Source organism: Bradyrhizobium sp. CCBAU 51745 (assembly GCF_028128715.1).
GTDB classification, from domain to species: Bacteria; Pseudomonadota; Alphaproteobacteria; order Rhizobiales; family Xanthobacteraceae; genus Bradyrhizobium; species Bradyrhizobium manausense.
Map to the genome: position 1 here is coordinate 496,772 of NZ_LBJP01000003.1, position 14,160 is coordinate 510,931.

Below are 14,160 nucleotides of genomic sequence, written 5' to 3' on the forward strand. Positions count from 1 at the left end.
GGCTAGAAATTCACCGTCGCCGACAGCGAGATTCGGCGGCCATCGCCCATCGCGACGTTCAGGGCGTTTCCGGTGGTGGAGGTGTAGTAGACCTTGTCGAACAGGTTCTTGACGTTGAACTGATAGGTCACGGGCACCTTGTCGACCCTGGTGTCGTAGGTCGCGAAGATGTCCGCGACGGTATAAGCGGGAAGGAAGAACGTGTTGGCGGAGTCGCCCGGCCTGTCACCGGCATAATGTGCGCCGCCGCCGAGTCGCAGGCGACCGGGGAGCCGGTCGCCGAAATCGTAGACCAGATAGAGCGAGGCCGTGTTCATCGCGGCGTTCAGCAATTTTGCGTTGCCGACGACGGGATCGTTGATCAGGCGTGCGTCGGTATAGCCGTAGCTGCCGATCATGCTCCATTCGTCGGTCAGCCGGCCGGTGACGTCCAGCTCGACACCGCGCGACCGCGCCTTCGCGGATGTTCGTACCAAGACCGTACCGCTGCTAAAGGGATCGGCGACCAGCACGTTCTTCTTCTCGATGTCGTAGACCGCAAGCGTGCCGGACAGCCGTTTGTTGACGTCGAACTTGACGCCGGTCTCCCATTGCGTGCCTTCTTCAGGCGCAATGGTGGAGTCGACGACGAAGCCGATAGGTGCACCGGTGAAGAGCGCAATGGTCGAGGTCGGCTTCAGCGACTGCGTGTAGCTCAGATAGTAAGAGAGCTCGTCGTTCAGCTTGACGATGACACCGCCGAGCGGCAGCACCTTGTCGCCGGAAAGGTTGGTGTTGGTGACGAAGACAGGCCGGCCCTTTCCGGCGAGCTGCTCGTATTGCATCCAGCGCACGCCGCCGACGACGGACAGCCAGTTGGTGAGATGGAACGTGTCCTGCGCGAACAAGCCGCGGGTGCCGAGCTTGTCGGTCTGCTCGCTGTCGGTCGCCGAGATGGTCGTGCCGGGTATGACGCGCCCGTAGACCGGGTTGTAGAAATTGAAACTCGGCGTCGCCTGGCGGATCAAATCGTGGCGATCGATCGTGCGATACATTGCCTCGCCGCCGAACAGGACCTCGTTGCGGAAGCCGCCAACCCAGACGTCCCCCTGCATGTAGGAGGTGCCGTAGCTGACGTTGCTCAGCGAGTTCTGGGTGCCGTCATTGCTGCGGGTCTCAATACCGGTCGCAGCATTGATGCCGGTGATCCGGAGCTGATTGGCGCTGTAGGTCTCGGTGTTGTAGCTGTAGGCCGTCGTGACCTTCCAATGATCATCGAGCTTCTGCTCGACCGAGCCCTGCACCAGATCGGACGAGCCCCACATATTGTTGAAGGGCTCATCCAGCCGGCGCGTCGCCGGGATCGCCAGCGGCGCGCCCTTGACGAAAGCGGTGCCGCGATCGAACGGGGTGATGAACTCCCGATGCTCATAAGTGAGCTGGACCGTCGTGGTCTCGCCGTACCAGGCGAGCGACGGGTTCACCAGCATGTCCCGGTGACGGCCGAAATTGCGCCAATAGTCTTCGCTGACGCCGTAGCCGATGAAGCGATAAGCGAGCCCGCCATCGCCGATCGGGCCGGTGACGTCGAGCGTGCCGTCGGCGCCGTTGCGGTTGTTGGCGTAGGTCGAGCCGAGCAGCGTGACCGAACCGTGCTGGTAAAGCTCGGGACGCTTGCTGATTGTGTTGACGATGCCGCCGGGATCCATGATGCCATAGAGTAGCGAGGCCGGTCCCTTCAGCACCTCGACACTGTCGACGGCTGCGTTCAGGCTGCGCCCCTGCACCAGCGGCATGCCGTTGCGCATGATCGAGCCGTCCCGATTGTCGCCGAAGCCGCGGCGGATCACCGCGTCCTGGGTGCCGGCGAGCGTATTGGTCTGGGTGATGCCGCTGATGTTGACCAGCGCATCGTCGATATTGCGGGGCAGCTGGTCCTTCAGGACCTGCGCAGGCACGACGTTGACGGATTGTGAGGTGTCGAGCGGCGATGCGCCCGAGCGCAACGTGCTCGCGCTCGGCATGGCGCGATAGCCGAGCTTTGCGGCCTGTTGTGCGGCAGCTTCCGCCGCGGCGCGTTCCGACAATGTCGGGAGCGCGGGCGGAATCACTATTGGGGTGCGGCGCGCAAGCGCCTGCGTCCGTTGTCGGGACTGCTGCGACGCGCGCGACGGTTTCGGCCGCGGCGCCGGTGCATCCACATTCACCGGCGGGAGCGCTGTTTGCGCCTGCGCGATCGCGCGGTTGAGAGGAATTTCAGCGAGCAGCAAGGCTGCGCCGACGAGCAGGCTGGCGCGGCTCCTGCCGCAACGATTTCGATGACCTCTGACGCGAGAGCCATCCACAAGGGCACGCACTTTCGATTCACTTCCAAGTCACAGCATTGGCGCTCGCGCATCTAGCAGCGGCTGCGAATGAAGAGAACCGTCGGCGGACTTGAATAGCTCTAGTGTTGAATGGTTCTAACAACGGGCACGATCGCATGATGACGCGCTGACCGTAGTCGCGACGCGCGGGCGCGAATTGCAGCATCCGCAAATGAGACACGCATGAACCAAGCGCATCTGCTCATTGTCGAGGCTAACGTTACGTCAATGACGCGAGACGGTGCCGCATTCTGCTCCGCAAGCCCCGCGCGCTCGCGCAAGCGCTACCCGGCGCCTCCGCGCCGGCGGGCGCCCGCCTCACGTCTTTTTGTTCAGAATAACTGCTCAGCTAAGCTTTACAGATTATCTTCACATATGCCATGCATTCGACGATGATCGGCTCATCGGACCAACGCCCGTCCGCGCGCGCGGGCGCACTTGCAGAAGACCTCCGTTCCCTGGTCGGAAAGCTGAAGCGCCGGCTCCGCGAGCAGGCAGGCCCAGAAGAATTGACGCCATCCCAGGTGTCGATCCTGCTGCGCCTGGAAAAGGATGGCCCCGCCACGGTGTCGAGCCTGGCGCGATCGGAGAAGATGCGCCCGCAATCGATGAGCACCGCGGTCGCCGCACTTCTGGCCGCGGGCCTCGTCGGTGGCGCGCCCGATCCGAGCGACGGCCGTCAAACCATCCTGTCATTGACCAAGGCATGCCGCGAGTGGATCCGGATTGGTCGCGCCGCCCGTCAGGATTGGCTCTCACGGACCATTTCGGCCCGGCTGTCACCGCGAGAGCAGGACGAACTCGCCGCCGCCGTCTCCCTGCTCAAGCGGCTCGTCGACGATTGAAGCTGCCTCATTGCAGCTACCGGAAGGACGCCACGATGGTACTAACAACGCTCGACCCGATCACCGCGCTCATCATCGTCGACCTGCAACGCGGCATCGTCGGTCTCCCGTCCGTCCATCCCATCGGAGATGTCATCGCGCGCGCCGGCACGCTTGCGGCCACGTTTCGGCGGCATCGCCTGCCGGTCGTGCTGGTGAATGTCGCCGGCGGCGCGCCGGGCCGCACCGAGCGGCCGCGTCCCGGAGGTCCATTCCCCGGCGGATGGACCGATCTCATTCCCGAACTCGATCAACAGCCAAGCGATATCATCGTGACCAAGCGGACTTGGGGCGCATTCGTCAACACCGACCTTGAGGACCAGCTGCGGCGGCGCGGCGTCACGCAGGTCGTCATCGCCGGTATCGCTACCGGCACCGGCGTCGAATCCACTGCTCGGCAGGCTTACGAAGCGGGCTTCAATGTTACCCTCGCCATCGACGCCATGACCGATCGGCGCGCCGAGGCGCACGACTACAGCATCGCAAATGTTTTTCCGCGGCTCGGCGAGAGCGGCCCGACACAGGCGATCATCGATTTTCTGGCAACACGGAGTGCGCAGGCATGAACTGGCTTCATCTCATTTCTTATTTTTGGGGCGGCGCATTTCTTGCGAACGCGGTTCCTCATCTCGTCAGCGGCCAGCGCGGGGAACCGTTCCAGACGCCATTCGCGAAGCCGCCGGGAGAAGGACTGTCTTCGTCGACGGTGAATGTGCTCTGGGGATCCTTCAACCTGATCGTGGGATATCTCCTCGTCTGCCGCGTCGGAGAGTTCGCCTTGCTGGACACCGGCGATGTCATCGCGCTCGGGCTCGGCGCGCTGCTTCTGAGCCTCTTTCTCGCGCGGCGGTTCGGCAGGTTCCATGGTGGCAACCTGCCCACGGGTTCGTGAGCCTGCCGGGCGCGGGCACATTCCGCTCACTGCGGAACTACAATTACCGTGTATGGGCTGCAGGGGCGCTGGTATCCAACACCGGAACTTGGATGCAACGCGCGGCTCAGGACTGGCTCGTTCTCACCGACCTGACACGACACAATGCGCAGGCCGTCGGCATCGTGATGGCGCTCCAGTTCGGACCGCAGCTCCTGCTGATGCCGTGGACCGGTTTTGCCGCCGACCACTTCAATCAGCGGCGGCTTCTGGTTGCTACGCAGGCGACGATGGGACTGCTGGCGCTGGTGCTCGGCCTTCTCACGGTCACCAGCCTTGTGCAGCTCTGGCACGTCTATGTGCTCGCCTTCCTGTTCGGCTGTGCCGCGGCCTTCGATGCCCCGGTGCGCCAGACTTTCGTGGCCGAGCTCGTCGGTGACGGGGAGCTCTCCAATGCGATCGCCTTGAACTCGACGTCCTTCAATGCTGCGCGCATGGTCGGGCCGGCGATCGCGGGGATCGTCATCTCTTCAATCGGCACTGGCTGGGCCTTCCTGCTCAACGCCGCATCCTTCGTGGCGGTGCCCTGCTCGCTCGCACTGCTGCGCAAATCGGAGCTTCGCCCGAATGCACGCGCGCACCGGATCAAGGGCGGCATGACGGAAGGGTTTCGCTACGTGTGGTCGCGCAGGGATCTCAGGGCGATCATGATCATGCTTTTCCTGATCGGCACGTTCGGGCTGAACTTCCCGATTTTCATCTCGACCATGGCGGTCAGCGTCTTTCACACCGACGCACGCGGCTTTGGGCTGTTGTCGTCGACGATGGCGGTCGGCACGATCTCCGGCGCGCTATTGGCCGCCGGGCGCGCCCAGCCGCGTTTCATCTCGTTGCTGATGGGCGCCGCAACGTTCGGGGCGGGGTGCACGCTGGCCGCGCTTGCGCCGAGCTACTGGCTGTTCGCAGGCACGCTGGTCCTGATCGGAGTCGCGGCGCTGACGGTCACCAATACCTCGAACGCCGTGATGCAGCTCTCCACCGAGCCGCACATGAGGGGGCGGGTGATGGCGCTGCGGCTCGGCGTCGCGCTGGGCGGCACGCCAATCGGCGCACCAATCGTTGGATGGGTCGCAGATCATCTCGGCCCGCGCTGGGCGCTCGGCGTGGGGGCTGTGGCCGGTTTTGCGGCGGCGCTGGTCGTGGCCCGCGCCATGTCGGCGAGCACTGCGGTTGATCAAAGCGATCAAGCGCGCGCTTAGACCAGCGCAGGCCGGGTCAGCTCGTCGAGCTTTGCCTTGAGCGCGGCTCCGTCAGACAAAGCGCGCAGCGGCGGACGCACGCGGAGCCAGCCGGCGTCCCCGGTCTGCGCGGCGAGGATGGCCTTCAGCGTCGTCAGGAAAGACGGCGACTTCACCACGATATCGACAGCGGCCTGCATGCGCGCCTCGACGTCCTTGCCGTCGATCATCGCCTTGACCAGCTCCGGTGCGATATTGGCCATGCCGCAGATGGTGCCGGCGCCGCCTCCAGCGATCGCGCGCGCGATGTCGGTTTCGTTGCCGACGGTGATGGCGAGCTCGGGCGCCGCTGCGCGGAAGGCCTGGAATTGTTTGAAGTCGCCGCTGGAGTCCTTCAGGCCCGCAACCACCTTGCCGTAACGCTTGCGCAGACTCGCGGCGACGCGTGTCGGGATCGCGACGCCTGATATCTGCGGGATGTGATAGAGATAGGCACGCAGGCGATCATCGGCTGCGCCGTCGATGACGGCGGCGAAGGCATCTTCGATACCTTCAGGCGTGGCGCTGCGATCGAAATACGGCGGCAGGATCAGAACGTGCCGCAGACCGAGACCGAGCACGGCGCGCGTCAGTGCGATGCTGTCGCTGATGGCAGGAAAGCCACCGCCGATGCCAATGCGTTCCGCCGGCACGCCGGCCTTGAGCACGGCTTCGATGGTGGCGACACGCTCGGTGACGTTGAAGGAGGTGCCCTCGCCGGTGGTTCCGAACAGCACGACGCCGTCCACGCCCTTGCCGAACAGCTGCTGGGCATGCGCGACAAGCTTGACGGAATCTACACTGCCGTCTGCCGCCAGCGGCGTTGCCGACGCCACCCAGAACCCGCGAATTGCCTCCGTCATAGCGCCACCCATTGTTGCAGCTCCCCGAATAAACTCGCGATCGTCGAGGGCTTATCGACCTTGTTTTTTCTTTACTTTTCGTCTTGTACCTTACATACAAGATGAACGCAAACCATTTCAGCCGTCACGGCGCGCATGAGGCGCAGCCAAATTTGGAGGAGGTCTCGCATGAATATGGTGAGCCCCGTCGGACATCCGGAGCCGTTGCTTGCCGCCTTGCGCGACAAGCTCGGCGCTGCGGCCGTGCTGACCGGCAGCGAAGTGCCCGCGCGCAATTGCAACGACTGGAGCGCGAGCCTGCCGCAAACGCCGCTTGCGGTGATCCGCCCGCTCGATGCGCAGGGCGTTGCCGATGCGATTGCGACCTGCCGGCAGGCGCGCCTGCCGTTCGTGCCGCAGGGCGGCCTGACCGGGCTCTGCCGCGGCGCTTCGCCTGAGGCGGGCTGGGTCGCGATCTCGCTGGAGCGGATGACCGGCATCGAGGAGATCGACCGCGCGTCGATGACGATGACGGTCAAATCAGGCACGCCGCTCGAGACGATCCAGAAAGCCGCTGACGAGGCCGGCTTCTTCTTTCCGCTCGACCTCGGCTCGCGCGGCTCCTGCGCCATTGGCGGCAACCTTTCCACCAATGCCGGCGGCAACCGCGTGATCCGCTACGGCATGACGCGCGAGCTGGTGCTCGGCCTCGAAGTCGTCTTGCCTGATGGCACCATCATCACCAGCCTCAACAAGCTGATGAAGAACAATGCCGGCTACGATTTGAAGCATCTCTTCATCGGCTCGGAAGGCACGCTCGGCATCATCACCCGCGTCGTGCTGAAACTGTTTCCGAAGCCGCGCTCGACCATGGCTGCGCTGTGCGCATTGAAGGACTATGCCGCCGTCATCGCGCTGCTCGATGCCGCCCGCAGCGGACTGGGCCCGCTGCTCTCTGCATTCGAAGTGATGTGGCCGGATTATTGGGACGCGATCACGACCCGCGCCGGCGTCAAGCCGCCGGTCGCCGCGGACCAGGGTCTCTACGTGCTGGTCGAGGCGCAGGGCACCGACGAGAGCGTCGATGCGCCGCGCTTCCAGGCCTGGCTCGAAGAGCTGATGGAGCGCGGGCTGCTGGTCGATGCGGCCGTGGCGCAATCGCTGGCGCAGACGCAGGCGTTCTGGCGCGTGCGCGATATCTGCGCCGAGTTCGGCCAGGTGCTGGGGCCGCACATCTCCTACGACATCGGTCTTGCGGTGGCGCGGATGGACGAGTTCGTCACGCGCTGCAAGGCAGCGCTCGCTGACGGCATCAAGGACTGCGAAAGCGTCTATTACGGCCATATCGGCGACGGCAATCTGCACCTCGTCTCCTGGGTCACGGGCCTTCCCGTCGAGCAGCAGCCGAAGGAGGAGATGGACGCGATCATCTATGGCCTCGTGCGCGAGCTGGGCGGCAGCGTCTCGGCCGAGCACGGCATCGGCACGCTGAAGAAGAAGTGGCTTGGCCACGCCCGCAGCGAGGCGGAGATCGCGCTGATGCGGACGCTGAAGGCCGCGCTCGATCCCGATCATCTTCTCAACCCCGGCAAGGTGATCTGAGAGCATCCATGCGATCGCTCAGGCTCGATACGCCGAAATCGCTGTCGCAGCGGGTGATGCTACGGCTGCGGCAGGCCATCATCGACGGCGAGTTCGCGCTCGGGGCTGCCATCTCCGAGGAGATGGTGGCGAACTCTTTCGGAGTCAGCCGCACGCCGGTGCGCGAGGCGATGGGCCAGTTGCAGGCACAGGGGTTGGTTGTGATCCGGCCCCAGGTGGGTAGCTTCGTGTTCACGCCGAGCGCGGAGGACATTACCGCGCTCTGCACTTTCAGGATCGCGCTCGAGCCCAAGGCCGCAGAGCTCGCGTTCCGCCACGATCGCGACGGCGCCATCGCGACGCTGAGCGATGCGATCGCGGCGATGGAGCCGGCGGTCGAGGCCAGGGACAACATCGCCTATGGCCGCGCCGACGCCGCCTTTCACGAAGGCCTGTTCGTGCATTGCGGCAACCGCTACCTCGCCGAATCCTACCAGCTCGTCTCGGGGCGCGTGGCGGCACTGCGTACCAACCTGACCTCACCGATCGACGTGCGCACCCGCTCGTCATTCGATGAGCACCGCAAGCTGCTCGATCTGTTCGCGCGCGGCGAATTTGCGGCGTTCGAAGCGACGATGACGACGCACATCACGAATTCCGGCGTGGTCTACGCCAAAGCGTTGAAGGTGGAGACGCCGGCGAATTGAGCGGCTTCTACTTCCCGCTCTCCGGCCCCGGCCTGTCGAGGAAATCCAGCGCTGTGTTGATCTGTTCGAGCTGGTGCTCAATTTTGTCGCGGTCCTCGACCGCCTGCGCCTTCTCGAGCTGTTCGACAAGCTTCTGCTTCCGCGACAGCAAGTTCTCTATGACTGTACTCACAGTTCCCCCATCGCCCGAGGCGAATATCGAGGCAGATCCCGGACACGGGCGCGCGCAAGCGGGGCTCGCCACGATCCCGTAAGTCAGAATGTGCGCGGAGCCGGATCGTTCCTGCAAATGAACCGCGGCAGGCGAGCCAGCCACGGCGCCCGAGCCCGGCCGGGGCAGGCGAAGGGTTAATGCGCCCGAATGAGGACGGAACCGGCATCTTTCACGCGAGCGTCGGTTGTATTCGCGCGGCCGGAGTCCTATGCCTTGGCGCCATGGACACCCAGATCATCACCGCCGAAAAGCCCCTGATGGCGAGCGCGCGCCCGCGCAAGCCCGCGCCGTTCCTCCCGATGAGCCGCGCCGAGATGGACGCGCTCGGCTGGGACGAATGCGACATCGTGCTGGTGACCGGGGACGCCTATGTCGACCATCCGAGCTTCGGCATGGCCATCATCGGGCGCCTGCTGGAGGCTCAGGGCTTCCGGGTCGGCATCATTGCGCAGCCGGACTGGCACTCGGCCGAGCCATTCAAGGCGCTCGGCAAGCCAAAGGTCTTCTTCGGCGTCACCGGCGGCAACATGGATTCCATGGTGAACCGCTACACCGCGGACCGGCGCATCCGCAGCGACGACGCCTACACCGCCGGCGGCGAAGGCGGCAAGCGGCCGGACCGCTGCACCATCGTCTACGCCCAACGCTGCCGCGAGGCGTTCAAGGATGTGCCTGTAGTGCTCGGCGGCATCGAGGCCTCGCTGCGCCGGATCGCGCATTACGATTACTGGTCGGACAAGGTGCGTCGCTCGGTGCTGGCCGACGCCAAGGCCGACCTCCTGCTCTACGGCAATGCCGAGCGCGCCGTCGTCGAGGTGGCGCATCGGCTCGCCGCCGGCGAGGCGCCGCGCGAGCTCGACGACATCAGGGGCGTCGCGCTGTTTCGCCGCGTGCCTGAAGACTACACCGAGCTGCACGCCGACGATCTCGATTCCGCCGACGAAGGCGCCACGCGCCAGAAGGGTCTGACCGTGATCCGCCTGCCGGCGCTGGAGCAGGTCGAGCAGGACAAGGAAGCCTATGCCCGCGCCTCACGCGTGCTGCATCGTGAGAGCAATCCCGGCAATGCGCGGCCGCTGGTGCAGCGTCACGGCGATCGCGACCTCTGGCTCAACCCGCCCCCGATCCCGCTGACATCTGAGGAGATGGACGCGGTCTACGACCTGCCTTACGCGCGCGCGCCGCATCCCTCCTATGGCGATGCCAAGATCCCCGCCTGGGACATGATCAAGTTCTCGGTCACGATCATGCGCGGCTGTTTCGGCGGCTGCACCTTCTGCTCGATCACCGAGCATGAGGGCCGCATCATCCAGAACCGCTCGGAAGGCTCGATCCTGCGCGAGATCGAGAAGATCCGCGACAAGACGCCGGGCTTCACCGGCGTGATCTCCGACATCGGCGGCCCGACCGCCAACATGTACCGGATGGCCTGCAAGGACCCGAAGGTCGAGGCCGCGTGCCGCCGGCCGTCCTGCGTCTTCCCAGAGATCTGCCCGAACCTCAACACCTCGCATGATGATCTCATCCGTCTCTATCGCAAGGTGCGCGAGACCAAAGGCATCAAGAAGGTGATGGTCGCCTCGGGCGTGCGCTACGACCTCGCGGTCGAGAGCCCCGAATACATCAAGGAGCTCGTTACCCATCACGTCGGCGGCTACCTGAAGATCGCGCCTGAACATACCGAGCGCGGCCCGCTCGACAAGATGATGAAGCCCGGCATCGGCGCCTATAACAAGTTCAAGCGGATGTTTGATGAAGCGGCTGAAAAGGCCGGCAAGAAATACTATCTCATTCCCTACTTCATCGCGGCGCATCCGGGCACGACCGACGAGGACATGATGAACCTCGCGCTGTGGCTGAAGAAGAACCGCTATCGCGCGGATCAAGTGCAGACCTTCCTGCCCTCGCCGATGGCGACCGCCACGGCGATGTACCACACCGGCGTCAATCCCTTGCGCGGCGTGCGCCATGGCGGCAGCGACAAGGTCGAGGCGATCAAGGGCCTGCGTCAGCGCCGCCTGCACAAGGCCTTCCTGCGCTATCACGACCCCGACAATTGGCCGGTGCTGCGCGAGGCCTTGATCGAGATGGGCCGCCGCGACCTGATCGGCTCGCAGCCGCACCAGTTGGTCCCGGCGCACCAGCCGCCCGGCACCGGCAAGGCCGCCGGCACCAGGCGCCCCGTTCGATCAGGCGGCAGGACGCAGAAGTTCACGACCAAGGGCATACGGCTGATGAAGTAGCAGGCTATCGCGCCTGCTAGAGATCGAGCACCACCGCGCCTGACACGGCATCGGTGACGCCACGCCCCTGGCCCTGGTCCTCGAGCACCGACCTGAAACTGTCGAGCGTCTTGATCATCGCCGGCCGTGCCGCGACCATCGCGTCCTGGCTGGACCATCGGCCGATCAGGCAGAAGGTCTGCTCGCCGGTCTTGATGATGACGCCATGTTCGAGGCCCGGCCATTTCGCCTTGCCGCCGCGGTGCGCATCGAGGAAGGCGGCCTCCTCGCCGGCCTTCACCTTGAACTTCACCACGTTGTAAACCTGCATGGTGCGTCTCCTGAAAATGGATTGATTGAAAAACGCGAGCGCCGGACCATTTCGGGCTCGGGCAGATATTTGCACCCTCGCGACGAAAAGTCGAAAACAACCCCATGCACAGTAACCGGCGACAGCGAAATCAAGGGCTTGAAGCGCAAAGAGGCCGAGTCGCGTCGTCATCGCGCCCGAGCGGGTCGGCTCGCACAAAATTTACGCAAAACCGAAAATCGCTTGAGGCGTCGGGCAAAACAGGTGTAGGATGGCATCATCGCGGCCTGCGGCAAGTCCCCGCTCCCGTGACGGCTGGACACCAATCTGCTCGCCGATCCAATCAGCAAATGCGTGATGAGCCGAGCCGCATTCCGCACGACACCATCTGAGAAACCTTCGACATGACGGCGAGCAGGATCAACCAGATCCGGTCAGAGCGACCCGGGGGCTATTCGGTTGTGGGGACAGTGCTCGGCGTTTTCCCTTCAAAATGGCTGCACAGCAATGATGTGTCTTTTGAGGAAACGGATTTCCGGAAGAACCGGCATTTGAACTGGCGATCACTTCCCGATCCACTTTCGGCCAGGAATATGCACTCGCTGCAAATGTCGGCGTGATGGCGGCCCCGCACAACGTCATGTCGAGACAGAACATGTCGGAGCATGTCACGCATTCGGGATCGATCGTCAACAGCGAGGGTCGCGATCTGATCTCGGAGGACATTTACCGGATCACGCTCAAGCAATTTCTTGCCTTGAGATGTAACGCTCAAAACTATTGACCGCTTGTCTTCCGGAGATGGCTCACGGGTCACCAATCCCTTACTCTCTAGAACTGCTGCGATTTGCGATGCTCCGCTACGGTTCGTCCCGAGAAACCCGGCGAGACCAGATGGTGTCCTGGAGAACCTGTTTGCACGGCCCAGGAAACGCAGCGCCATCCATTCGCGGTCGCTGAGACCCGAATGCTGACCTTCAAACAGCCAAGCGTTGGCCGTTTGCACCAGCAGCTCCACGACTTCGATTTCCAGTTTCATTGATGACAGGACTGCTTAGCCCGGAAGACCGCATTGGGCGCGGCGGCCTGGACATGGTGGCGGAAAGCTAGTGTCGGGACTTCGTTGCTTCCGGCATACCGTGCCGTGGAGGGCGTGCGTGGGCACATGTAACTCCATGCCTGCGAACGCGGCGATCTCCGCCCGAACTGCCGAATTTCGATAGCCTTACTGTTCCCAGCGAGGAACACCGTAGTAATACGGCTGTGAACCAACCAGGACCAATGCGGCACGGATCGAGAGCTCAGTCCCTGGCCCTTGGCGGTGCTGTCCTGATCAGGATTCCCGCCGGGTACCGCTAAGTTGAATTTGTGAGTGTTCTAAATTATTGGAGAGGTAAGGGGATAAGAAACGGGCGCGTTGCCGTGGTGGACAAGCTTAAACAGGCGTTGGAGCAATTGGAGCAGCCAATCTGCCCTGCCTGTCACATTGAAATGAGATGGACGAGGTCCGCGCTGGTCGCCTCGGATACCATCGCGCATCTATTCCATTGTCCGAATTGCTACCGGACGAGTGAAACAAATTCCAAGGTGCAAACGACCGTGATTCCGCCTGAGAAGTTGTCGGCGCCGTTCCGCAAAAGAGCCGCGTAACCGATCCATTTAATCCGGTGGGTCGCCCGCAATCCGTCCAAACATTCGGAAATCATGATACGCACCTTTGAACCAGGCCTTCTGTCGAAGGGTGCCCTCGTATCGAAATCCGGATTTTTCCAGGACCCGGTCTGACGCCGAGTTTCCGGGAAGCGTCCAGGCCTCAATGCGGTTGAGCCCAAAAATCTCGTGACCACATGCCACCGTGGCGGAGACCGCCTCGGACATCAGGCCCTTTCCCCAAAATTGCGGGTGCAGCTCGTACCCGATCTCGCCGGAACTCCATTTTCTATCAAAGCTATTGAAGCGGATCGCGCCAATGAGGGATTCCGACTTTCGGTCTTCGATGATCCACGCGCAGCCCTTGCCGGAGGCGTAAAGCTTCACCATCCACCTTGCATACCGTTCGCTTTGAATTTTGCTGGGTTTATCCGGCCAGTTTGAATGACGGGTTACTTCCGGTATCGACAGGAGTGCTCCGAAGGCGGTGGCATCTTTGGGTTTCATGGCGCGCAGCACCAGGCGCTTTGTGGACAGTGAGGGAAAATTCCGTCCTTTGGTTATCAACATCATGCTCTCGCTAGTCGCGCGTCCAATCAAATGCGGCGTCGGAATTCGATGGCCTAAGCGTCGTTCGATGGCTTGGGCGTAGCATAGTGGTCGAAACCCATCGTGAAAGTCGCACGCCCTCGGCTCAAAGAGCGCAGGCTATCGGCGTAGCCGAACATATCAGCGAGTGCCACCATCGCAGTGATAACGCTTGCGTTGCCGCGCACGTCCTGGCCCCGAATCCGGGCCTGCCGCGCATTCAGGTCGCTGATGACGGTGCCCGTGCAATCTTCCGGGGTCACCACTTCAATCTTCATGACCGGCTCAACGCTCAAAAATTCGCTCCGCGCTTGAACTGGGCAAGCTCGAGTTCAACCTAAGGTTAGCGGTGTTAACTCAAAAGGTCTAGCTTGGCCCGCTGCTGATCTCCACGCGAACCTGGCTGCGTCCGACAGCGCTCGAACAGAGTTGAAGACGCAGTTGAGCCAAAGGCGACCTTTCGCTTGAGCACCCATCAAGTCGATCGCTGGCCGGAGCCAATTTTGAACGCGATAGGCAGCGTCAGCCCATGGGCCGATTTGTAGACCTTGGCGCGGCGCTCGAACGCGGTTCGGATCAAGTCCTGAGTTGCCTGATCTTGGTGCCTGATGACAGCGCCAGTTAGAACGAGGCTGCCTAACCCACCTCGCCAAAGAGTTTCCGTGTCCG

The 14,160-nt window shown here is 63.2% G+C and carries 14 protein-coding genes and 1 pseudogene; 7 read left to right on the forward strand and 8 right to left on the reverse strand.

The window, feature by feature from the left end; all coding sequences use genetic code 11:
- Nucleotides 1-2: 2 nt before the first annotated feature.
- A complete protein-coding gene (locus XH98_RS05100) occupies nt 3-2,336 on the reverse strand; it encodes a TonB-dependent siderophore receptor (protein WP_271617975.1) in 2,334 nt (777 codons plus the stop codon).
- A gap of 389 nt (nt 2,337-2,725) precedes the next feature.
- Between XH98_RS05100 and XH98_RS05105 the strand changes: the two genes are divergently transcribed.
- From XH98_RS05105 to XH98_RS05120, 4 genes are read left to right on the forward strand one after another with little or no spacing between them, the layout of a single operon-like run.
- The gene (locus tag XH98_RS05105) at nt 2,726-3,190 is read left to right on the forward strand and encodes a MarR family winged helix-turn-helix transcriptional regulator (RefSeq protein WP_271603585.1); all 465 of its coding nucleotides are present in this window, start codon (nt 2,726-2,728) and stop codon (nt 3,188-3,190) included.
- Nucleotides 3,191-3,225: 35 nt separating this feature from the next.
- A complete protein-coding gene (locus XH98_RS05110) occupies nt 3,226-3,795 on the forward strand; it encodes an isochorismatase family protein (RefSeq protein WP_271603584.1) in 570 nt (189 codons plus the stop codon).
- The gene (locus XH98_RS05115) at nt 3,792-4,121 is read left to right on the forward strand and encodes a hypothetical protein (RefSeq protein WP_271603583.1); all 330 of its coding nucleotides are present in this window, start codon (nt 3,792-3,794) and stop codon (nt 4,119-4,121) included. The genes XH98_RS05110 and XH98_RS05115 overlap by 4 nt, the downstream gene beginning before the upstream one ends.
- On the forward strand, nt 4,118-5,359 hold the full coding sequence (locus tag XH98_RS05120) for an MFS transporter (protein ID WP_271617976.1): 1,242 nt from the start codon (nt 4,118-4,120) through the stop codon (nt 5,357-5,359). The genes XH98_RS05115 and XH98_RS05120 overlap by 4 nt, the downstream gene beginning before the upstream one ends.
- On the opposite strand, the gene XH98_RS05125 is transcribed toward XH98_RS05120, so the two are convergent.
- Nucleotides 5,356-6,240, reverse strand: coding sequence for a dihydrodipicolinate synthase family protein (locus XH98_RS05125; RefSeq protein WP_271617977.1), 885 nt, complete (start codon nt 6,238-6,240; stop codon nt 5,356-5,358). The genes XH98_RS05120 and XH98_RS05125 overlap by 4 nt on opposite strands.
- Before the next feature lie 168 nt (nt 6,241-6,408).
- Here XH98_RS05125 and XH98_RS05130 point away from each other — a divergent pair, with 168 nt between their 5' ends.
- Complete coding sequence (locus tag XH98_RS05130) at nt 6,409-7,821, forward strand: FAD-binding oxidoreductase (protein WP_271603580.1); 1,413 nt, start codon at nt 6,409-6,411, stop codon at nt 7,819-7,821.
- 8 nt (nt 7,822-7,829) lie between these two features.
- Nucleotides 7,830-8,507: a GntR family transcriptional regulator gene (locus XH98_RS05135; RefSeq protein ID WP_271603579.1), complete on the forward strand. Its 678-nt coding sequence runs from the start codon at nt 7,830-7,832 to the stop codon at nt 8,505-8,507.
- A 7-nt stretch (nt 8,508-8,514) separates the two neighbouring features.
- Here the strand turns inward: XH98_RS05135 and XH98_RS05140 are convergent, their stop codons facing one another.
- Nucleotides 8,515-8,679, reverse strand: coding sequence for a hypothetical protein (locus XH98_RS05140; protein ID WP_271603578.1), 165 nt, complete (start codon nt 8,677-8,679; stop codon nt 8,515-8,517).
- Between the two features lie 263 nt (nt 8,680-8,942).
- Here XH98_RS05140 and XH98_RS05145 point away from each other — a divergent pair, with 263 nt between their 5' ends.
- Complete coding sequence (locus XH98_RS05145; protein WP_271603577.1) at nt 8,943-10,964, forward strand: YgiQ family radical SAM protein; 2,022 nt, start codon at nt 8,943-8,945, stop codon at nt 10,962-10,964.
- A gap of 16 nt (nt 10,965-10,980) precedes the next feature.
- Here XH98_RS05145 and XH98_RS05150 read toward each other — a convergent pair whose 3' ends face one another.
- From XH98_RS05150 to XH98_RS05170, 5 genes and pseudogenes are all read right to left on the reverse strand, one after another.
- Nucleotides 10,981-11,274 carry a hypothetical protein gene (locus XH98_RS05150; RefSeq protein ID WP_057751877.1) on the reverse strand — a complete coding sequence of 98 codons (294 nt, stop codon included), beginning with the start codon at nt 11,272-11,274 and terminating at the stop codon, nt 10,981-10,983.
- Between the two features lie 430 nt (nt 11,275-11,704).
- A complete protein-coding gene (locus XH98_RS05155) occupies nt 11,705-12,292 on the reverse strand; it encodes a MarR family winged helix-turn-helix transcriptional regulator (protein WP_271617978.1) in 588 nt (195 codons plus the stop codon).
- 620 nt (nt 12,293-12,912) lie between these two features.
- Nucleotides 12,913-13,473, reverse strand: a complete 561-nt coding sequence (locus XH98_RS05160; protein WP_271603575.1) for a GNAT family N-acetyltransferase — start codon at nt 13,471-13,473, stop codon at nt 12,913-12,915.
- A gap of 53 nt (nt 13,474-13,526) precedes the next feature.
- A pseudogene (gene fusA / locus XH98_RS05165) lies at nt 13,527-13,781 on the reverse strand (elongation factor G); the annotation flags it as partial.
- 185 nt (nt 13,782-13,966) lie between these two features.
- The coding region (locus XH98_RS05170) for a hypothetical protein (RefSeq protein WP_271617979.1) at nt 13,967-14,160 on the reverse strand (194 nt) is incomplete at its 5' end.

Coding starts and splice junctions, on each gene's coding strand:
- XH98_RS05105 (WP_271603585.1), top strand. CDS start 2,726: ATGCATTCGACGATGATCGGCTCATCGGACCAACGCCCGTCCGCGCGC.
- XH98_RS05110 (WP_271603584.1), top strand. CDS start 3,226: ATGGTACTAACAACGCTCGACCCGATCACCGCGCTCATCATCGTCGAC.
- XH98_RS05115 (WP_271603583.1), top strand. CDS start 3,792: ATGAACTGGCTTCATCTCATTTCTTATTTTTGGGGCGGCGCATTTCTT.
- XH98_RS05125 (WP_271617977.1), bottom strand. CDS start 6,240: ATGACGGAGGCAATTCGCGGGTTCTGGGTGGCGTCGGCAACGCCGCTG.
- XH98_RS05130 (WP_271603580.1), top strand. CDS start 6,409: ATGAATATGGTGAGCCCCGTCGGACATCCGGAGCCGTTGCTTGCCGCC.
- XH98_RS05135 (WP_271603579.1), top strand. CDS start 7,830: ATGCGATCGCTCAGGCTCGATACGCCGAAATCGCTGTCGCAGCGGGTG.
- XH98_RS05145 (WP_271603577.1), top strand. CDS start 8,943: ATGGACACCCAGATCATCACCGCCGAAAAGCCCCTGATGGCGAGCGCG.
- XH98_RS05150 (WP_057751877.1), bottom strand. CDS start 11,274: ATGCAGGTTTACAACGTGGTGAAGTTCAAGGTGAAGGCCGGCGAGGAG.
- XH98_RS05155 (WP_271617978.1), bottom strand. CDS start 12,292: ATGAAACTGGAAATCGAAGTCGTGGAGCTGCTGGTGCAAACGGCCAAC.
- XH98_RS05160 (WP_271603575.1), bottom strand. CDS start 13,473: ATGTTGATAACCAAAGGACGGAATTTTCCCTCACTGTCCACAAAGCGC.